Origin of the sequence: Allolucifera butyrica (assembly GCF_900476375.1) — a bacterium.
GTDB lineage: Bacteria > Bacillota > Negativicutes > Sporomusales > UPPP01 > Lucifera > Lucifera butyrica.
Map to the genome: position 1 here is coordinate 12231 of NZ_UPPP01000062.1, position 19575 is coordinate 31805.

The window sequence follows — 19575 nt, forward strand, 5'->3', positions numbered from 1 at the left end:
TAGCGCTCTTTCTTCACCGGATGGCGGAAGGATTTTGTAATTAGCGTTAAGAATATTTATAAATACAGAAGTTGAAACTAAAGAAAGACGACAACGAAATTAAGGGGGCCGCATTGCATGTCTAAACATCGTCGCAAAATACCGCTATTGCCGCTTCGGGGCATTTTAGTTTTTCCATATATGATCATCCATTTGGATGTGGGACGCGAAAAATCAATCAGCGCATTAGAAGAAGCAATGGTTCATGACCGTCTTATCATGCTGGCGACACAAAAGGAAGCTCAAAATGACAAGCCCGAACCGGAAGATATTTTCCCGGTCGGTACGGTCGCTGAAATCAAACAATTGTTAAAACTTCCCGGCGGAACAATCCGGGTGCTGGTGGAAGGATTACACCGGGCTTCGATTGAAGAGTATGTCAGTCAGGAGCTGTTTTATCTGGTTGAAATTAACGAATTTGATGAGCTGGAGCCCAAAACGCCGGAACTGGAGGCCCTGACGCGGACATCGATTCATCAGTTCGAGCAATGGGTGAAATTAAGCAAAAAAATTCCGCCGGAAACTCTGGTTTCGGTGGTGGTCGTGGAAGAACCCGGCCGGCTGTCGGATTTAATTGCCAGTCACTTGTCGCTCAAAATTGAAGATAAGCAGGCCCTGCTGGAAGCTGTTAACATTAAAGAGCGGCTGGAAAAATTATGCGAAATTCTTAGCCGGGAAATGGAAATTCTGGAACTGGAAAAGAAGATTAATGTCCGGGTTCGCAAGCAGATGGAAAAAACGCAAAAGGAATATTATTTGCGGGAACAACTGAAAGCCATTCAGAAAGAATTGGGCGATAAGGACGACCGGACCAGTGAAGTGGAAGAATACCGGCAGCGTCTAAGCGAACAGGAATTACCCAAAGAAGTGGCTGAAAAAATAAATAAAGAAATTGAGCGCCTGGAAAAAATGCCGCCCATGGTGGCCGAAGGAGCGGTTATCCGTACATACCTTGACTGGCTCCTGGCATTGCCCTGGTCGCAGGAAACGCCCGACCGGCTGGATATTTCCATGGCGGAGACAATTCTGGAAGAAGATCATTACGGGCTGGAAAAGGTTAAAGAACGGATTCTGGAATATCTGTCCATACGGAAGCTGACGGAAAAAATGAAGGGCCCCATTCTTTGTCTGGTCGGACCGCCGGGAGTTGGTAAAACATCCCTCGCCCGCTCCATTGCACGGGCTATGGAACGCAAGTTTGTCCGGGTTTCCCTGGGCGGTGTGCGTGATGAAGCGGAAATTCGGGGTCACCGCCGCACTTACGTAGGCGCGCTGCCGGGAAGGATCATCCAGGGGATGCGCACTGTAGGCTCTAAAAATCCGGTTTTTCTTCTCGATGAAATTGATAAAATGAACGCTGACTTCCGGGGAGATCCGTCGTCGGCTTTGCTGGAAGTTCTCGATCCGGAACAAAATAATTCGTTCAGCGATCACTACGTGGAATTGCCTTTTGATCTTTCCCGCGTTTTGTGGGTAGTTACGGCCAATGTAATGCATAACATTCCCCGGCCGTTGCTTGACCGCATGGAGACAATTACCATCGCCGGCTATACGGAAGAAGAAAAGGTACAGATTGCCAAACGTTATTTAGTGCCGAAGCAGATGAAAGACCATGGTCTTTCGGAACAGCAAATTGTTTTTTCCGAAGGAACGATTCAGAAAGTAATCCGGGACTATACCCGGGAAGCCGGAGTGCGGAACCTGGAGCGGAATATTGCCAACTTATGCCGCAAAGTAGCCCGGCAAATTGTGCAAGAACGCCGGAAAAGCGTTAAAATTACGGCGCAAAATCTGCATACTTTTTTGGGTGCGCCCAAATACCGCCATTCCCAGGCGGAAAAGCAGCACCAGGTAGGAGTTGCCACCGGCCTGGCCTGGACCGAAGTGGGCGGCGACGTGCTTGCCGTGGAAGTATCCACCATGAAAGGCAAAGGGAAACTTACCCTGACCGGCCAATTGGGAGAAGTCATGCGGGAGTCGGCGCAGGCCGGTTTCAGTTATATCCGGACCCGGGCCAAAGAGCTGAGTATTGACGAAGAATTTTATGAAAAAACGGATATCCATATTCATTTACCGGAAGGAGCGATTCCCAAAGACGGGCCGTCCGCCGGTATTACGATGGCCACGGCGGTAGCCTCCGCTTTAACCGGGAAGCCGGTACGCAGTGAGATTGCCATGACCGGTGAGATTACTTTGCGGGGCAGAGTATTGCCTGTGGGGGGAATCAAAGAAAAAGTGCTGGCCGCTCACCGGATTGGTATCAAGAAGATTATATTGCCCCAGGAAAATAAACGGGATTTGGATGAAATCCCCGGTAATGTGCGCCGCAGTATGGAATTTCTTTTAGTAGAACATATGGATGAAGTATTAAAAGCGGCATTGGTGCATGAGAATGACTGAAGAGAAGGCGGATTTCACGATTATTCAGGCCAAGTATTTGGCGTCGGCAGTCCGGCCGGATCAGTATCCGGCGGGGGATTGGCAGGAAATTTCTTTTATCGGCCGCTCCAATGTAGGCAAGTCCTCGCTCATTAACTCCCTTTGCCGGCATCATGGGTTAGCCCGCGTGAGCGGAACCCCCGGCAAGACGCAGACCATAAACTTTTATGTTTTAACTGCTAAATTAGCGGACGAAAAACGGCTGGACTTCTTGCTGGTCGACCTTCCCGGCTATGGATATGCCCGCACGGGTCAGGCCAACCGGCGCCAATGGTCGAGATTTATTGAAGAATATTTGCTCTATTCACCCCGGCTGCGTCTCATTTGCCAGTTGATTGATATTCGGCACCATCCCATGGACAGTGATATTATGGTGCATCAGTGGTTAACGGAAAATAACCTGCCGGTTCAGATTATGGCTACCAAAGCGGATAAGCTGTCTCGCTCGCAAGTGAAAAAGCAGAGTACGGTCATCCGGGATGTTTTTTCCCAATCAAACAGCAATCCGATTGCTTATTCTTCTGTCCAGGGCACCGGCCGGGACGAATTAGTTGACGCAATCAGGAAAGTTTTGCTAAAATGATTACAATAGCGAAGGGACAGTATCCATACTGTCCCTTTCCTTGCAGTAATTAAAGGAGTAGATTATGCTAAGCCTCTTCGACAAACAACTATTGAATCGAATTCAAACCGGGTTGCCCTTTGACAATAGACCCTTTGCCGTGTTAGCCGAGAAGTTGGGAACGGATGAAGCCACAGTGATTGAGCGGTTGCAATGGCTAAAGGAGCACGGATACATTCGGCGGGTCGGACCTTTTTTTGATTCGGCCAAACTTGGCTATACCGGCACCTTGGTGGCGGTAAAAGTAGCAGCAGAGAAAATGAAGGCGGTGGCGGAAAGTATTAACCGTTACCCTGGTGTAACGCATAATTATGAGCGGGAAGGAAGATTTAATCTTTGGTTTGCGCTGCTATCGCCGAACCAGGCGGCACAGGATAAAATTCTGCAGGAAGTGCGCTGTTTGAATGGTGTAGAACAATTGATTAGTTTACCGGCCACGAAAAAATTTAAAGTCAGTGTTCAGTTTACCCTTTGAGAGGTGCAGTAAAGTATGGATGAAATGGATAAAAAAATTGTTATTGCCATGCAGGACGATTTTCCTTTGTGCGCTGATCCTTACCAGCAAATCGCAGCCAAAATCGGTATCGGCGAAGAGGAACTGTTACGGCGCTTAAAACGGCAATTTGCCGAAGGAAAAATACGTAAAATGGGTGCCGTACTACAGCACCGGGAGGTCGGTTTTGCCGCCAATGCCCTCTGTGTCTGGGTAGTGCCGGAAGAACGGCTGGAGGAGGTAGGACGAAGCATGGCCGCATGTTCTGCTGTTACGCATTGCTATTCACGCATTCCTGTGCCGGAATGGCCATACAATTTTTATGTGATGATTCATGCCCGGACGCGTAAGGAATGCGAAGCCATGGTCGCCGAACTAAGCAGAAAGACCGGTTTGGACAACTACGATATGTTGTTTAGCACCCGGGAATGGAAAAAAACAAGTATGCGATATTTTCGGGAGGTAGGGAAAAATGCTTAGAAATTTTGCGGCCGTGTTGGATGCGGTACGCGGCATGCCTCCAAGGCGCGTAGCCGTGGCTGTGGCTCAGGATGATGCGGTTCTGGAAGCCATTAAAGCGGCTCAAGAGGAAAAAATAGCTGATTTTGTGCTGATTGGCGATAGGGTGAAAATTGAGAAGGCCGCAGCCGGGTTAAATATTGACTTACGGGGACTGGAAATTGTCAACGAACCGGATGACCGTCAGGCGGCCTATCAGGCGGTTGCTCTGGTATCCCGCGGACAGGCCGATGTCCTCATGAAAGGACTGATCAATACCGCCGATTTACTGCGAGCTGTTTTAGACAAGGAAATAGGGTTAAGAACCGGACGGGTTCTCAGTCATGCCGCTGTTTTTGACGTTCCCGGTTTTGACCGGCTGGTTATGGTTACGGACGGCGGGATGAATATTGTGCCGACACTGCAGCAAAAGGCCGAGATTATTCAAAACAGTGTTATGCTGGCGGCTGCACTCGGACTACGGCCGGCTAAAGTAGCCGTACTGGCTGCGGTAGAAGTCATTAATCCCGATATGCCGGCTACGCTGGAGGCGGCGGCATTGGCCAAGATGGCGGACCGGGGGCAGATAAAAGGAGCCATCGTGGATGGCCCGCTGGCTCTTGACAATGCCATTAGTCTGGAGGCGGCCAGACATAAGGGAATCAAGAGCGCCGTAGCCGGCTGCGCGGATATTTTGCTGGTGCCGGATATCGAAGCAGGCAATCTCTTAGGTAAATCGCTCGTTTATTTCGCCGGCGGTAAAATTGCCGGCCTGGTATTGGGAGCGGCCAAACCGGTTGTCGTGACATCGCGGGCCGATTCTCCCGAAGCCAAGTTAATGTCCATTGCCATGGGCGCCTTATTAGGCCGGGGCGTCGACCAATAAGACGCAGTGGTTACCCATTCGTAGTGCAAAATGAATAGTAATTTTACATTGGAAGGTGAAACCCGCTGGTGGTTTACCTTCTTCTTTTTTTGCCAAATACTAATTTTCCATTACCAAAACCCTGCGCTGCAGTGTTTTGAAGGATTAAAATCTAGCAATTGGTAAAAATAGAACAGGCAGAGTATAAAAATGCAGGCATTTTTTCTCTACCTACATAAGGAGAAGCAGAAACATCTGGGAGGTGCTTTTATGGCCGAAGTATCACTGCAAGGTGAACAAAGAGTTTTTATGACCGGCAACGAAGTGGTTGCCTGGGCTGCCCTGGCGGCTAATGTCGATATTATGTATGGTTATCCGATTACGCCGCAAAATGAGATCATGCATTATTGGACACGATTGGCGCCCAAATATGGAAAGCGATTTTTGCAGGTCGAGGATGAAATCTCAGCCGGTTTCACGACTCTGGGCGGCGTTCTTTCCGGACGGAAAGCGTTTACAGCTACCGCCGGACCCGGTAATGTGCTGATGCAGGAGTCAGCCGGCATGGCTGAAATGATGCGGTTGCCCATTGTCTATGTGATCCAACAGCGTGGGGGGCCGTCTACAGCCACTGTAATTTATTCGCAACAGGAAACGACACTTACAACCTTTGGCGGCAATGGCGAGGGGCACCGGATTGTATACTCTACCGCAACGCATCAGGAATTGTTCGACTACACGGTGAAAGCTTTTAATTCCGCCTGGACCTATCGTTTTCCGACCTTTGTCCTGGGGGACGGTTATCAGGCGAAGATGCGGGAGCCGCTTACCATTTATAATCCCGGGGAGCGGGGAATCGAGCTGGTCAACCCGGAGACAATTCTTGGTGATACCAGTCCTGGCAAACAATTCAGACATCTCCGTAATACCTATAATACGGAAGATGAGTTGTATAGCGTAGTAATGAAACATCAACGGGAATGGGAAGAGATGGCTCCCAAGGTGGTGGAATGGGATACCATGGGGTGTGAGGATGCCGAAATTGTGGTTGTCTGCCACGGTGTAGTGGCCCGGGCTGCCCGCAGCGCCTGCGACCAACTGCGGGCCCGGGGACGCAAAGTGGGTTTTTTCCGTCCGGTCACCCTGCGGCCGTTTCCGGCGGAACAGCTTAGAGCAGTGCTTGGGCACGCCGGGAAAATGGTAGTGGCGGAATCCGCTTACGGGCAGTTGCTTAAACTGGTTCAGACGGCTATTTTCGGCAGTACCATTCCTATTGTTCCCATGCTGCGGCCGGGGGTCGGTATTACTACCGAGGAAATTGTGGAAGTAATCAGTACATTATAGACAGGAGGATTCAAGTATGCAGGAGCTTATGGAAGACAACATTCTGCAACCGGCAATGCCCAGTTGCTGGTACGAGGAAACAAAACCGCATAAATTTTGCCCCGGCTGCGGTCACGGCATTATTTTGAAAGCCCTTGGCGAAGCTGTCGATGAACTGGGGATCAAAGATAGAATGGTGTTTGGCTGTGATATTGGCTGTTCGCTTCTTTCCTGGGATTTTTTCGCGGTGGACAGTGTGCAGACCCATCATGGCAGGACAACTCCGGTGATAACCGGGATGAAACGGGCCAATCCGGATTTAATCGGAGTGGCTTATATGGGAGACGGCGGCGGGTACGCGATCGGTTCCCAGCACTTATTTAACGCGGCCGTGCGGAACGAACGGATTACCATTATCTTATGCAACAACTGCAACTACGGGATGACGGGCGGGCAAATGGCACCGACTACGCTACCGGGTATGAAGACGGAAACGACACCCTATGGACGGGATCCGGACCAGACGGGGGCGCCGACGAAAGGGCCGGAGATGGTTGCTGCCGTTGCCCCCGAAGGGGCTTATGTTGCCAGGGGAACCATTGCCAATATACGTCAGATGAAAGGGTTTCTAAAAAAAGCGCTGGAAAACCAAATGGCCGGCAACGGAATTTCCTTTGTGGAATGTTTATCCAGCTGTCCGACAAACTGGCGCACGAATGCCAAACAAACCTGGGAATTCGTTGAAAAAGACATGACGCAGTTTTTTAAAGTTGGCGAATTGCGTCTGCCGCAGGCAAAGGAGGGCTGATCATGGGAAATGTCATAAAAATTGCATTAGCCGGCGAAGGGGGACAGGGAGTCCAGTCCATAGCGGAAATACTGGCGGAAGCAGCCAATGAAGAAGGCAAAAATGCCTTATATATTCCTAACTTCGGCGTCGAACAGCGCGGCGGAGTATCCATTGCCTTTGTTCAAATCAGCGACGGAGAAATCGGGGCGCCGAAGTTTCAAAAGGCGGATATTTTAGTTCCCCTGAGCCCCCGGTCGGTAAAGCGGACTCAAATGTATGCCGGCAAAAATACGGTGTACATTTATGACAATTCGCTGGTTGCGGAAGGGGAAGTCGGCGACAGCATTGTGGGTCTGCAGTATTTTGATGTGACGCCGCCGTGTCCGGCAGCGGCTGAGCCGAATAAGGATTTACAGCAGGATCTGATTGACGGGGAACCGAAGACTTGCTCCTTTACCCGGCCGGGGCCGGGAGTAAACCCTGGCGACATTCCCGCCGTGAAAAAGGTAATTGCCATTCCTGCCAACGATATTGCCAAGACGGACCTGCATCCCCGGGTATTTAACATTATTATTTTGGGGGCCGTCATAGCTGCCACGGAAGTTCTGCCTCTCGACACCATTAAGAAAGCATTGGAGGCTAAGCTGGGCTATAAGTTTAAAGACAACCCCAAATTGCGGGAAATGAATTTTGCCGCGTTAGAACGCGGTTACCGTCTGATTAAGAGCGCAATGTAAGGAGGGGACAATGTGGCTAAAGTGAATTGGGAATCTGCAAAATACGAAAGCAGTAAAGGCCAGTGGGCTATTTTCCCGCAATTGTGCAAAGGCTGCGGCTTGTGCATCGAAAAATGCCCGGTGAAATGCATCAGCTGGTCGGAAGAACTCGGGGTTTATGGTACGCCGCGGGTAAAAGCCGATATGGAAAAATGCATTGTTTGCGGCATTTGCCAGATGGTGTGCCCGGATTGTGCGATCCGGGTGGAAAAAAAGAAATAAGTAGACTAAAGATCAAAGAATGTTGTATTATAGAAGCAGATTTTGCTGTAGGTGATAGAATAGTGACCAAAAATTTGATATTTACGACCGTGCAACAGGATCTTATGGTACTGGAAGAGCTGTTGGCTTCTGTAATACATTCCCCGGTGAATTTAATAACGGATATTGGGCAACATTTAGTGCAGGCGGGCGGCAAACGGTTGCGGCCCGCTTTGTATCTGTTATGCGCCAAGCAACAGAATGGACAGCCGGAACGGATGCTGCCGATGGCGCTGGCGATTGAGCTGATCCATATGGCGACACTGGTTCACGACGACGTGGTTGACCATTCAGCCACCCGGCGCGGTATACCCACGGCAAACGCATGCTGGGGAAATCATATTTCCGTTCTTACCGGCGATTATCTGTTTGCCAAAGCGTTTTCCACGGTGGCCGAAAGTGATACCGGCGCCATGCTGAAAGTACTTACCGGAGCCATATGTTCCATGGCGGAAGGAGAAATTATTCAAATTCAGAGTTTGTTTCAGCCGGATCAGTCCGAGACGGACTACTTGGAACGGATTGGCAAAAAAACGGCGGAATTTATTGCTGCCAGTTGTGAACTGGGAGGGATGACCGCCGGTTTGAACGAAGTAGATATTATGGCTTTGCGCACGTATGGACATGCTTTGGGATTGGCCTTTCAGATTACCGACGATATTCTGGATCTGACGCAGACGTCAAAACAATTAGGCAAGCCGGCAGGAAATGACTTATGTCAGGGGGTTATCACACTGCCGGTCATTTATGCTTTGCAAACAAGCAGGGAACGGGAAACATTGCGTCAAATTATTATTGACAAGGATTTATCGGCGGGGAAACTTGCCCAGGCCCTTACGCTGATTCGGGCAACGGGGGCAATCGAAGCCTGTTATCAACGGGTAGGGGAATATTTGCAGCAGGCTCGCAATATTTTGCCCTTGTCGCTGGCTCCGGCAGTCAGGCAGGAACTGATTGCAGTCGCCAATTTTGTGGGACTACGGAAATATTAGAGATAGGCGGAGGCATTTTCCTATGTTCAGACCGGTTAAAACGAGAAAAGTGTATGAGGAAATCGTAGCACAAATAAAAAAGCTGATTGTAGACGGTAAGCTGCAGCCCGGTGATAAGCTGCTTTCCGAGCGGGAACTTTCAGAACGGTTGAATGTAAGCCGCGCTTCGGTGCGGGAGGCGTTCAGCGCCCTGGAAATGATGGGAGTCATAACCATCCGTCCGGGTGAGGGAAGCTTTGTCCGGCAAGTTTCCTATGAAGGCATGCTGGAACCGTTGTCTTTTTATTTACAAATCGAGATGAACGACATTATGCAGTTATTAGAGGTGCGAAAAATTCTGGAGATCGAGACGGCAGCCCTGGCAGCAGTGCGGGCTACTGCCGAAGATATTCAGGATTTGCACCGGGCCTTGCAGCAGATGGTTGAGGAAGTCAACTCCGGCGAAATTGGCGAGATAGCGGATTCTTCTTTTCATTTTGCCGTCGCCAAAGCGGCCAACAATCCGATTCTTATCAAAATGATGAATACTGTGGCCGATCTAATGACCAATACCTTCCGCGTATCCCGGCAACGGCTGTTTTTAGTGGAAAACATGCCCGGGTTAATTCATCATTCCCATCAGGCCATCTACGAAGCCATTGCCGCTAAAAATCCCCAGGCTGCCCGCCATAAGATGCAGGAGCATCTGACAATGGTGGAAGAGGTCATGATCCGGCTAAAGCAGGACAGGGTTTCTTCCTTAAAAGGCGGCGGAAGTATTTTTTTGCCGGCAGACAAAGAAGACCAGGTTGCTTCTTCATAAGGGAATACGGCTTATTGAGTTGTCGCGTTTGTTTTTTTTAGGACGGGTGATATAATGATAAGTAAAGCGACAGGGAGGATGTGAGCGTATGTTTAGTTTCAGTATGCCTGAACTCATTGTAATTTTAATTATTGCTTTGGTTGTATTCGGACCGGGTAAGCTTCCCGAGGTCGGCAGGGCCCTGGGCAAAGGAATTCAGGAATTTAAACGGGCCGCCGCCGAAACAATGAATGAAGAGCCGCAGCGGCCGGAGACAGCGAAAATGACGGCTCAGGAAAAATCCCCCACCGAAGAGAAGAAGTGAGGATTTCCATGTCGGATACAGTGACGCAAAATGAGGATGAACAATCGGCTAGGCAGGGAGAAATGTCCCTTGTTGATCATTTGCAGGAACTTCGCCGGCGGATTATTATCTCCCTGATTGCCGTGGCCTTAGGCAGCACCGTGAGTTATTTTTATGCGGCCAAACTAGTCCATATTATTACTGCTCCTGCCGGTAAGTTGTATTATCTAAACCCGGCAGAAGCTTTTTTTACATATTTGAAAATATCCTTTTTTACCGGTTTCCTTGCGGCATTGCCGGTTGTTCTGTATCAGGCCTGGGCCTTCATTGTACCGGCGTTGACCAACCAGGAACGGAAAGCATCTTTTATTCTGGTACCGGCCTCGCTGGGACTGTTTTTTGCCGGCTTGGCTTTTTCCTATATTCTGGTGTTACCCGCCGGAATTAAATTTTTTATGGGCTTTGCCACCCAGGATTTGCAACCTTTGTTTTCCCTGGGACAGTATCTGTCTTTTGTCATTTCTTTTCTGCTTCCTTTCGGTTTCGTTTTTGAACTGCCGCTGTTTATCCTGGTGCTTGCCAAACTAGGGATGATTAATTCCCGGGTATTGATTCATAAACGGAAAGTGGTGCTGGTCCTGTCATTTGTTGTCGGGGCTATTCTGTCGCCGACGCCGGATGTGTTTTCCCAAACCATGGTCGCGGTTCCTTTGTTTGTCTTATATGAAGTCAGTATTATTATTGTAAAATATATTTTGAAAAAATAGATGCCGGAAACAAGATAAGTGCCATTTTAGCCGTAAGGTTAAAAGGGCTTTTACTATTTGCAGAGATAAGGACGGGTGGTAACTATGACGGCAAAAATTTTGGATGGGAACTGGTTTGCCGGCCAGATCCGGGAAAGGGTCAGGAACGAGGTTGTGTCGCTGCAGCAAGAGCTGGGGATTACACCCGGATTGGCCGTCATTATTGTCGGTGACAATCCGGCTTCCCAGGTATATGTAAACCGGAAGCACAAAGCTTGCGGCGAGACGGGGATTCACTCCGTTGTCATTCGCCTGGCGGAACAAACAACGCAGAACGAGTTGTTGCAAAAAATTGAAGAACTCAACCGGGACGGCTCGATTCACGGGATACTGGTCCAACTGCCCTTGCCGGCTCATATCGATGAGATGGTGATTTTACAGGCTATTTCTCCGGCGAAGGATGTTGACGGATTTCACCCGTTTAACATGGGAAGCCTGGCGGCGGGGCGGGAACTTTTGGTTCCCTGTACACCGGCGGGAATCGTGCGGCTGTTGGAGATGGCCGGGATTGACCTGGAAGGAAAACGGGCCGTTATCATTGGCCGCAGCAATATTGTGGGTAAGCCGATGGCTCTCTTGCTGCTGTCCCGTAACGCCACCGTAACGGTTTGTCATTCCCGCACCCGGGAACTGGCAGCCATTGCGCGCGAGGCGGATATCCTTATCGCCGCTGTCGGTAAGCCTGGTTTCGTTAAGCCGGAAATGGTCAAACCCGGTGCCGTTGTTATCGATGTCGGCATTAACCGGGTAGAAGGTAAATTGGCAGGCGACGTGGATTTTCCGGCAGTGCGGGAGGTGGCCGGCGCCATTACTCCCGTACCCGGCGGTGTGGGTCCGTTAACCATCAGCATGCTGCTGGCCAATACGGTTAAGGCGGTCCGTCTGCTTCAGCCAACAGCAGGTGTTAAAGCGAAGTCAAGAGTCCGGAGGAGTTGATTTGTATGAAAAGCGACGTGGAAATTGCCCAGAGCGCTTGTATGAAACCGGTCGCCCAGGTTGCGGCCGAATTAGGTATAGCGGAGGAAGAACTGGAGCTTTACGGAAAATATAAAGGAAAAGTTTCGCTGAATATCTGGGAGCGAATCCGGCATCATCCCGACGGGAAATTGGTGCTGGTCACCGCCATCAATCCGACTCCGGCAGGGGAAGGGAAGACGACGACCACCGTAGGTCTGGGAGACTCTTTACGGCGATTGGGCCATAAGGTAATGATTGCCCTGCGGGAACCGTCCCTGGGGCCCTGTTTTGGCGTAAAAGGCGGTGCCGCCGGCGGCGGTTATGCCCAGATTGTGCCGATGGAAGATATTAACCTGCATTTTACCGGTGACCTGCATGCGATTACGACGGCGCACAACCTGCTGGCGGCGATCATCGACAATCATATTCATCACGGCAACGAATTGGAAATTGATCCGCGGCGGATCACCTGGCGCCGGGTAATGGACCTGAATGAAAGAGCCCTGCGGCAGATTGTCCTGGGGCTGGGCGGCAAAGCCAACGGCGTTCCCCGCGAAAGCGGCTTTGATATTACCGTGGCTTCAGAAATGATGGCAATTTTATGTCTTGCCAGTGACCTGGAAGACATGAAATCGCGGATTGCCCGCATTATTGTGGCCTATACCTTTGATAACAGGCCGGTTACGGTGGCGGACTTGAAAGTCACCGGGGCACTTACGCTTTTATTTAAAGATGCGATTAAGCCGAATTTGGTGCAGACCCTGGAAAACACGCCGGCTTTTGTCCATGGCGGGCCGTTTGCCAACATTGCCCATGGCTGCAATAGCATCATGGCCTCCAAATACGCCTTGAAATTGGCGGACATTCTGGTTACGGAGGCCGGCTTCGGCGCCGATCTGGGAGCAGAAAAATTTCTCGATATCAAATGCCGTTTTGCCGGTTTCCGGCCGGACGCTGTTGTTATCGTGGCTACCGTACGGGCGTTAAAGATGCACGGCGGGGTGCCGAAAAATGAATTGGCCGGCGAAAATCCGGCGGCTTTGGCCAAAGGTATGGCTAATCTACAAAAACACATTGAAAATATTCAAAAATTTGGTTTGCCGGCTGTTGTCGCCATTAATGCTTTCCCTACCGATACCAAGGCCGAACTGTCTTTTGTGCGGGAACAGTGTGAGGCTATGAATGCGGCCGTAGCTTTGTCGGAAGTTTGGGCCAAAGGGGGCGCCGGCGGCGAAGAGTTGGCCGGCAAAGTGCTGGCGGCAGTCAATAAGCCTAATCAATTCCGGTTTCTGTATGAGGCAACGCAGCCGATTAAAGAGAAAATTGCCACCATCGCCAGGGAAATCTACGGTGCGGACGCTGTCAACTATACACCGGCGGCGAAAAAAACGATTCAGGAATTAACCGGTCTCGGTTTTGACAAAACACCGGTTTGTATGGCGAAAACCCAATATTCCCTTAGTGATGATATGAGTAAAATCGGCCGTCCCACCGGCTTTGCCATCACCGTGCGGGAAGTCCGGGTGGCGGCGGGAGCGGGATTTTTGGTAGCCATCACCGGTGATATTATGACAATGCCCGGCTTGCCGAAACATCCGGCGGCGGAAAGAATGGATATTGACAAAAACGGTAGAATCGTGGGATTATTTTAATATAGTGTAATAATTCACAAACAATCCGTGGCTGTTAACAGGCAGCGGGATAAAACCCGTAGTGCATTAAGCCGGTCCGGATTGAAGCTTTAAAGGAGGGTCATTGTGTATAAAATACTGGAGAAACAGGAGCTGGCGCCCAGCGTTAAGTTATTCGTAATGGAAGCGCCGCTCATCGCCCGCAAGGCGAAACCCGGACAGTTTGTCATTTTGCGGATTGACGAAAATGGAGAACGGATTCCGTTGACCATTGCTGACTTTAACCGGGAGAAAGGCACGATTACGCTAATTTTTCAGGAAGTGGGAGCCTCAACCCGTCAACTGGGCCGTTTAAATGCCGGCGAATCACTGCTTGATCTGGTCGGCCCGTTAGGAAAACCAACGCACATTGAAAAAATGGGAACGGTCGTCTGCATTGGCGGCGGTATCGGGATTGCCCCGGTGTACCCGATTGCCCGCGGTATGAAAGAAGCCGGCAATAAAGTGATTTCCATTATTGGCGCCCGCAGTCAGGATATTCTGATCTATGAAGACGAAATGAAAGCCGTCAGCGACGAACTCCATATTACTACCGATGACGGCTCGAAAGGGCACAAAGGCCTGGTTACGCACGTTTTGCAGCAAATGATCGACGCCGGTACGAAAATCGACTTAGTCATGGCCATTGGACCGGTAATTATGATGCGCAGCGTGGCGGAAGTAACCCGGCCCTATGGCATCCATACCGTAGTCAGTCTGAACCCGATTATGGTGGATGGAACCGGCATGTGCGGCGGCTGCCGGGTTGCCGTGGGGGACGAAAATAAATTTGCCTGCGTGGACGGGCCCGAATTCGATGCCCACTTGGTTGATTTTAACGGCCTGATGGCCCGCCAGCGGATGTACAAACCAAATGAACATGATGCCAGTCAGCGCTGTGCCCGGCACGGCGGGGAGGGAGAATGCCAATGTCACTCTCATTAAAGAAACAAAAGATGCCGGAACAGGATCCCAAAGTACGGGCGAAAAATTTTGCCGAAGTCGCCCTGGGATATTCCGCCGGGGATGCCGCCTTGGAAGCGGCGCGCTGCCTGCAATGTAAAAATCCGTTATGCCGGCAGGGCTGTCCGGTGGAAGTAAATATCCCCGAATTTATCAAACACATTAAAGACGGAGATATGGACGCGGCCATCGGCAGTATAAAAAATTTCAACAGTCTTCCCGCTGTCTGCGGCCGTGTCTGTCCGCAGGAAGAACAATGCGAAAAACACTGCATTCTGGCGAAAAAGGGAGAACCGGTCGGCATCGGCCGTTTGGAACGTTATGCCGCAGACTATGCCAGAAATAAGGGAGAAACCGTAAAGCCTGTCGCCTATAAGGCGGATGCGCAAAAAGTGGCCATTGTCGGGGCGGGTCCGGCGGGACTGACCGCGGCGGGCGATTTGGCCAAAATGGGCTATCAAGTTACGGTGTTCGAAGCGCTGCATTTGCCGGGCGGAGTTTTAATGTACGGAATTCCCGAATTCCGCCTGCCGAAAGAAATTGTCCAGGCTGAGATTGATAATTTACGCAAACTGGGTGTGGAAATTGCCGTGAATGCCGTAATCGGACAAACCTTTACGGTGGATGAACTGATGGAGGAGGAAGGCTTTAACGCCGTATTTATCGGCACAGGAGCCGGTCTGCCGCACTTCATGGGTTTGCCGGGAGAAAACCTGAACGGCGTCTATGCGGCCAACGAATTTTTAACCCGCTGTAATCTGATGAAGGCCTACCGGTTCCCGGAATGCGCCACTCCCATTAAGGTCGGCCGGAAAGTGGCCGTCGTCGGCGGCGGCAATGTGGCGATGGATGCGGCCCGGACGGCACTGCGTCTGGGCGCTGAGAAGGTATACATCGTCTACCGCCGTTCGGAGGAAGAAATGCCGGCGAGAAAAGAAGAACTTCACCACGCCAAAGAGGAAGGCATCGAATTTCGATTGCTGACCAATCCGGTCGCCGTATTGGGTAACGACGAGGGCTGGGTTAAAGGCCTGCGGTGTGTTCGGATGGAATTGGGCGAAGCGGACGCTTCAGGCCGCCGCCGCCCGGTAGAAGTACCCGACTCGGAATTTGAACTGGATGTGGACGTTGTTGTCATTGCCATCGGTCAGGGACCCAATCCGCTGGTTCAGTCAACCACCAAAGGACTGGAAACCAACCGGAAAGGAAATATTATTGCCGATGCCGAGACCGGCGCCACCAGCAAGCCGGGAGTTTTTGCCGGCGGTGACATTGTAACCGGCGCCGCCACCGTGATTCTAGCCATGGGAGCCGGGAAGAAAGCGGCGGTTGCCATTGACCGTTATCTGAAAGACAAGAAAAACCGCTAGAAATTTTATATTGACAATTCCTTACTGGATTTGCTATGATATTTCTAATAACATATGGCCTTTAAACTGGTCCTGTGAGACTGGTAAGGGGATATAATGATGGTTTGTAAGTATTATGCCTTCTTGCATGTGTCACATGCCGGAAGGCTTTTATATTGTCTGGTAGGTATTCTACTAAAGTTTCCCAAACTACAAATACTATCCTTTAAGCTGATTCAGCGAGGTCGGCAAGGAGAGTTTATTGCGTATACAGGCCTGCTGTATACGGTGTTCCAATAGACTAACTTCTTGCCGCAATGGTAAGGAGTTTTAATTTTATGGGAGGGACCGCCGTGACCAAAAGCCAAGTAACATTACGCAATAAAGATATTCTTGCCCTGCAGGATATGAGCGTGGATGAGATGCAACTGATTTTGGATACTGCCAAACAAATGAAGCAGATTATTGACCGGGATATCAAAAAAGTGCCCACCCTGCGGGGAAAGTCGGTGATCAATCTTTTTTTCGAATCCAGCACCCGGACCCGCACATCCTTTGAACTGGCCGGAAAATATCTCGGCGCCGATGTGGTGAATATTACTGTCAGTGCCAGCAGCGTAACCAAGGGGGAAAGCTTGCGGGACACCCTGCTTACGGTGGAGGCTATGGGCGTGGATGCGATCATTATGCGCCATGAAGCGGAAGGGTCGTCCCAGTTTGCCTCCAGCATCGTCAAACCGGTCATAATTAATGCCGGCGACGGTGCGCACGAACATCCCACCCAGGGTCTTTTGGACATGTTCACCATTTTGCAGTATAAAGGACAGATACAAGGACTAAAGGTGGCGATTGTCGGCGATATCCTTCATAGCCGGGTAGCCCGGTCCAACATCTGGGGTCTTAAAAAAATGGGGGCCGAGGTTCATGTCGCCGGACCGCAAACCCTCCTGCCGCGGGAAATGGAATGCATGGGAATCAGGGTACATAACCGGATTGAAGACGCCATCGACCAGGCGGATGTTGTGAATGTCCTGCGCATCCAAAAAGAGCGGCAGCAAAAGGGATTGTTTCCTTCCCTGCGGGAGTATGCCCGGATCTTCGGCGTCAATGCCAAACGGCTGGCGCTGGCGAAAGAAGACGCTTTGTTAATGCATCCCGGTCCCATGAACCGGGGTCTGGAGATTGCTCCCGATGTAGCCTACAGCGGGCAGTCGGCGATACAGGAACAGGTTAAGAACGGCCTGGCCGTGCGAATGGCAATTTTGTTTCTCGTATTGATGGGAGGGAAAAATATTGAAACGATTGGTTAAAGGCGGCAGAGTGATCAGTCCGGCGCAAAATTTGGACGCTTCGGTAGACATCGTCATTGAGGATGGGAAAATCGTGCAAATAGGGCCGGATATTATGTGCCCGGAGGCCGAACTGATCGACGCGGCCGGTTTGGTCGTGGCCCCCGGACTCATTGATATGCACGTTCATCTGCGCGAGCCCGGCCTGGAAGCCAAAGAAGATATATACTCCGGTTCGCGGGCGGCGGCGGCCGGCGGGTTTACTACTATTGCCTGCATGCCCAACACCAAGCCGGTTATCGACAATGCCATTTTAGTATCCGGACTGATCCGGCAGGGGAAACTCGAAGGCGCTGTAAATATTAAAGTAATTGGCGCTCTCAGTAAAGGCCAGGAAGGAAAAGAACTGGCTGAGATCGGCGATATGATTTACGCCGGTGCGGTGGCTATCTCCGATGACGGGCATTGGGTGAACAATGCCAAACTTATGCGGTTAGGGCTTGAATATACGGGGATGTTTCATAAAACGATCATTTCTCACGCCGAAGAAGATTCTCTCGTCGCCGAGGGAGTCATGCATGAAGGAGCCGTGTCGGCGATGCTGGGAATGAAAGGCCGTCCGGCCGTGGCCGAGGATATCGCCGTAGCCCGGGATATTATGCTGGCCGAATACACGGGTGCTTCGCTGCATGTTGCCCATGTTAGTTCCCGCGGGGCGGTGGAGCTCATCCGGCAGGCCAAACAGCGGGGCGTCAAGGTGACGGCGGAAGTAACGCCCCAGCATCTGGCGTTAACCGATGCGGACGTGACCGGTTTTAACACGGCCATGAAAGTAAATCCGCCGCTTCGGTCCCGGGATCATGTTGAGGCCCTGCTTGAGGGTTTAAAGGACGGGACACTGGATATTCTGGTGACAGACCATGCGCCGCACGCTTTTGAGGAAAAAGATGTGGAGTTCCGGTATGCTCCCAGCGGGTTTGCCGGTCTGGAAACCTCACTCGGAGTTATATTAACTGCCCTGTATCATACCGGGCAGTTTACGCTGCCGGAAATTATCCGTTTCATGTCCGCCAGACCGGCCGCTCTCTTTGGTCTTGACGGCGGTCAGCTGATTCCGGGCGCCGTTGCCGATATTACGTTAATCGATCCGGATCGGGAGTGGACGGTCGACAGCCGGAATTTTTACACCAAAGGCAAGGCCACGCCATTTGAAGGGAAAAAGCTGAAAGGCAAGGCTGTTGCGACCATCGTTGCCGGCAACTTAATTATGCAGAATGGAGAGGTAAAAATATGAACGGCAGACTGGTCTTAGAAGACGGAAGCGTTTTTTACGGGCAGGTGCTGAATGACTTGCCCGCAAGCGGGGAAGTTGTCTTTAACACCGGCATGACGGGGTATCAGGAAGTCTTGACCGACCCGTCCTATTGCGGTCAAATTGTTACCATGACCTACCCGCTGATTGGCAATTACGGAATTGCCAATCAGTTTGAACAATCGCGGCAGCCTTTTGTACGCGGTTTTGTTATTAGTGAATTATGCCGTAAGCCAAGTAACTGGCAATTGGAAGGGGATCTGGCCGGATATCTGACTGCCAGGAAGATTCCCTGTATTTTCGATATTGATACGCGGGCTGTCACCCGGGCGATCCGGTCCCGGGGCACCATGAGGGGAATTATTGCGCCGGAAAATATTGCCGAAGCGATGATTCAGGATTTGTTTCGGGCGCCGGTAGCGGCGGGCCTGGTAGCGGAAGTCACAACCCCGGCTATTTATCAGATTCCGGGGGATGGACCCCATGTGGTGGTCATGGATTTCGGCATCAAGCGCAACATTTTACATTCTTTAACCCGGAGCGGCTGCCGGCTGACCGTGGTACCGGCTCACACGAACAGCAAGACAATTCTGGCGTTAAATCCTGACGGCGTGTTTCTTTCCAATGGACCGGGAGACCCCAAGGATGTGCCGGAAGCGGTTCAGACAGTGCGGGAACTGGTAGCAACAGAAAAGCCTGTTTTCGGTATTTGTCTGGGTCACCAGCTTTTGGCCCTGGCCTTTGGCGCCGATACGTATAAACTGAAATTCGGCCACCGGGGAGCCAATCATCCCGTCAAGGACCTCCGGTCCGGCAGAGTATACATTACTTCGCAAAATCACGGCTATGCCGTGGCGGAAGAATCTTTGCCCGGAACCGAGGTCGTTGTCACGCATCGAGCGGTCAACGACGGTACGGTGGAAGGCATGCGCCATAAATTCCGTCCCGTATTTTCGGTGCAGTATCATCCGGAAGCGGCGCCGGGGCCGGATGACAATACCTATTTGTTTGCTGAATTTATGATGTTATTGCAGGGGAGGAATTGA

General features: G+C 51.0%; 20 protein-coding genes. All 20 read left to right on the forward strand.

Translation table 11 applies throughout. The annotated features are described in order from the left end of the window. Positions 1 to 117 precede the first annotated feature (117 nt). Entirely contained in the window at positions 118 to 2439 is a 2322-nt protein-coding gene (gene lon / locus LUCIF_RS07240) for an endopeptidase La (RefSeq protein WP_122627217.1), read from the forward strand. Then, the gene (yihA, locus tag LUCIF_RS07245; RefSeq protein WP_243638699.1) at positions 2426 to 3061 is read left to right on the forward strand and encodes a ribosome biogenesis GTP-binding protein YihA/YsxC; all 636 of its coding nucleotides are present in this window, start codon (positions 2426 to 2428) and stop codon (positions 3059 to 3061) included. Before lon ends, yihA begins: the two co-directional genes overlap by 14 nt. A gap of 91 nt (positions 3062 to 3152) precedes the next feature. After that, positions 3153 to 3575 (forward strand): siroheme decarboxylase subunit alpha, encoded by a 423-nt coding sequence (ahbA, locus tag LUCIF_RS07250; protein WP_207857167.1) that lies wholly within the window; start codon positions 3153 to 3155, stop codon positions 3573 to 3575. A 15-nt stretch (positions 3576 to 3590) separates the two neighbouring features. Further along, complete coding sequence (gene ahbB / locus LUCIF_RS07255) at positions 3591 to 4073, forward strand: siroheme decarboxylase subunit beta (RefSeq protein ID WP_122627220.1); 483 nt, start codon at positions 3591 to 3593, stop codon at positions 4071 to 4073. Continuing rightward, positions 4066 to 4977 (forward strand): phosphate butyryltransferase, encoded by a 912-nt coding sequence (ptb, locus tag LUCIF_RS07260; RefSeq protein ID WP_122627221.1) that lies wholly within the window; start codon positions 4066 to 4068, stop codon positions 4975 to 4977. The genes ahbB and ptb overlap by 8 nt, the downstream gene beginning before the upstream one ends. 249 nt (positions 4978 to 5226) lie before the next feature. Beyond that, positions 5227 to 6300 (forward strand): ferredoxin oxidoreductase, encoded by a 1074-nt coding sequence (locus tag LUCIF_RS07265; RefSeq protein ID WP_122627222.1) that lies wholly within the window; start codon positions 5227 to 5229, stop codon positions 6298 to 6300. 16 nt (positions 6301 to 6316) lie between these two features. Continuing rightward, complete coding sequence (locus tag LUCIF_RS07270; protein WP_122627223.1) at positions 6317 to 7087, forward strand: thiamine pyrophosphate-dependent enzyme; 771 nt, start codon at positions 6317 to 6319, stop codon at positions 7085 to 7087. Between the two features lie 2 nt (positions 7088 to 7089). Beyond that, complete coding sequence (locus LUCIF_RS07275) at positions 7090 to 7806, forward strand: 2-oxoacid:ferredoxin oxidoreductase subunit gamma family protein (RefSeq protein ID WP_122627224.1); 717 nt, start codon at positions 7090 to 7092, stop codon at positions 7804 to 7806. Between the two features lie 12 nt (positions 7807 to 7818). Then, positions 7819 to 8067 (forward strand): 4Fe-4S binding protein, encoded by a 249-nt coding sequence (locus LUCIF_RS07280; RefSeq protein ID WP_122627225.1) that lies wholly within the window; start codon positions 7819 to 7821, stop codon positions 8065 to 8067. A 62-nt stretch (positions 8068 to 8129) separates the two neighbouring features. Beyond that, on the forward strand, positions 8130 to 9098 hold the full coding sequence (locus LUCIF_RS07285) for a polyprenyl synthetase family protein (protein ID WP_207857169.1): 969 nt from the start codon (positions 8130 to 8132) through the stop codon (positions 9096 to 9098). Between the two features lie 22 nt (positions 9099 to 9120). After that, positions 9121 to 9900, forward strand: a complete 780-nt coding sequence (locus tag LUCIF_RS07290) for a FadR/GntR family transcriptional regulator (RefSeq protein ID WP_122627226.1) — start codon at positions 9121 to 9123, stop codon at positions 9898 to 9900. Between the two features lie 88 nt (positions 9901 to 9988). Next, complete coding sequence (locus tag LUCIF_RS07295) at positions 9989 to 10204, forward strand: Sec-independent protein translocase subunit TatA/TatB (RefSeq protein WP_122627227.1); 216 nt, start codon at positions 9989 to 9991, stop codon at positions 10202 to 10204. An 8-nt stretch (positions 10205 to 10212) separates the two neighbouring features. After that, positions 10213 to 10950 (forward strand): twin-arginine translocase subunit TatC, encoded by a 738-nt coding sequence (tatC, locus tag LUCIF_RS07300; protein ID WP_122627228.1) that lies wholly within the window; start codon positions 10213 to 10215, stop codon positions 10948 to 10950. A gap of 84 nt (positions 10951 to 11034) precedes the next feature. Continuing rightward, positions 11035 to 11925, forward strand: coding sequence for a bifunctional methylenetetrahydrofolate dehydrogenase/methenyltetrahydrofolate cyclohydrolase FolD (gene folD, locus LUCIF_RS07305; RefSeq protein WP_122627229.1), 891 nt, complete (start codon positions 11035 to 11037; stop codon positions 11923 to 11925). Positions 11926 to 11930: 5 nt separating this feature from the next. Next, complete coding sequence (locus LUCIF_RS07310) at positions 11931 to 13598, forward strand: formate--tetrahydrofolate ligase (protein ID WP_122627230.1); 1668 nt, start codon at positions 11931 to 11933, stop codon at positions 13596 to 13598. Positions 13599 to 13703: 105 nt separating this feature from the next. Then, positions 13704 to 14561: a sulfide/dihydroorotate dehydrogenase-like FAD/NAD-binding protein gene (locus LUCIF_RS07315; protein ID WP_122627231.1), complete on the forward strand. Its 858-nt coding sequence runs from the start codon at positions 13704 to 13706 to the stop codon at positions 14559 to 14561. Further along, positions 14546 to 15949 carry an NADPH-dependent glutamate synthase gene (gene gltA / locus LUCIF_RS07320; RefSeq protein WP_122627232.1) on the forward strand — a complete coding sequence of 468 codons (1404 nt, stop codon included), beginning with the start codon at positions 14546 to 14548 and terminating at the stop codon, positions 15947 to 15949. Before LUCIF_RS07315 ends, gltA begins: the two co-directional genes overlap by 16 nt. 332 nt (positions 15950 to 16281) lie before the next feature. Then, complete coding sequence (locus tag LUCIF_RS07330; RefSeq protein WP_122627285.1) at positions 16282 to 17238, forward strand: aspartate carbamoyltransferase catalytic subunit; 957 nt, start codon at positions 16282 to 16284, stop codon at positions 17236 to 17238. Further along, positions 17222 to 18511, forward strand: coding sequence for a dihydroorotase (locus LUCIF_RS07335; protein WP_122627234.1), 1290 nt, complete (start codon positions 17222 to 17224; stop codon positions 18509 to 18511). Before LUCIF_RS07330 ends, LUCIF_RS07335 begins: the two co-directional genes overlap by 17 nt. Then, a complete protein-coding gene (carA, locus tag LUCIF_RS07340; protein WP_122627235.1) occupies positions 18508 to 19575 on the forward strand; it encodes a glutamine-hydrolyzing carbamoyl-phosphate synthase small subunit in 1068 nt (355 codons plus the stop codon). Before LUCIF_RS07335 ends, carA begins: the two co-directional genes overlap by 4 nt.

Bases quoted from the DNA above. Each gene is read 5' to 3' on its own strand.
- lon (WP_122627217.1), top strand. From the start codon at position 118: ATGTCTAAACATCGTCGCAAAATACCGCTATTGCCGCTTCGGGGCATT.
- yihA (WP_243638699.1), top strand. From the start codon at position 2,426: ATGAGAATGACTGAAGAGAAGGCGGATTTCACGATTATTCAGGCCAAG.
- ahbB (WP_122627220.1), top strand. From the start codon at position 3,591: ATGGATGAAATGGATAAAAAAATTGTTATTGCCATGCAGGACGATTTT.
- ptb (WP_122627221.1), top strand. From the start codon at position 4,066: ATGCTTAGAAATTTTGCGGCCGTGTTGGATGCGGTACGCGGCATGCCT.
- LUCIF_RS07265 (WP_122627222.1), top strand. From the start codon at position 5,227: ATGGCCGAAGTATCACTGCAAGGTGAACAAAGAGTTTTTATGACCGGC.
- LUCIF_RS07270 (WP_122627223.1), top strand. From the start codon at position 6,317: ATGCAGGAGCTTATGGAAGACAACATTCTGCAACCGGCAATGCCCAGT.
- LUCIF_RS07275 (WP_122627224.1), top strand. From the start codon at position 7,090: ATGGGAAATGTCATAAAAATTGCATTAGCCGGCGAAGGGGGACAGGGA.
- LUCIF_RS07290 (WP_122627226.1), top strand. From the start codon at position 9,121: ATGTTCAGACCGGTTAAAACGAGAAAAGTGTATGAGGAAATCGTAGCA.
- LUCIF_RS07295 (WP_122627227.1), top strand. From the start codon at position 9,989: ATGTTTAGTTTCAGTATGCCTGAACTCATTGTAATTTTAATTATTGCT.
- tatC (WP_122627228.1), top strand. From the start codon at position 10,213: ATGTCGGATACAGTGACGCAAAATGAGGATGAACAATCGGCTAGGCAG.
- folD (WP_122627229.1), top strand. From the start codon at position 11,035: ATGACGGCAAAAATTTTGGATGGGAACTGGTTTGCCGGCCAGATCCGG.
- LUCIF_RS07310 (WP_122627230.1), top strand. From the start codon at position 11,931: ATGAAAAGCGACGTGGAAATTGCCCAGAGCGCTTGTATGAAACCGGTC.
- gltA (WP_122627232.1), top strand. From the start codon at position 14,546: ATGTCACTCTCATTAAAGAAACAAAAGATGCCGGAACAGGATCCCAAA.
- carA (WP_122627235.1), top strand. From the start codon at position 18,508: ATGAACGGCAGACTGGTCTTAGAAGACGGAAGCGTTTTTTACGGGCAG.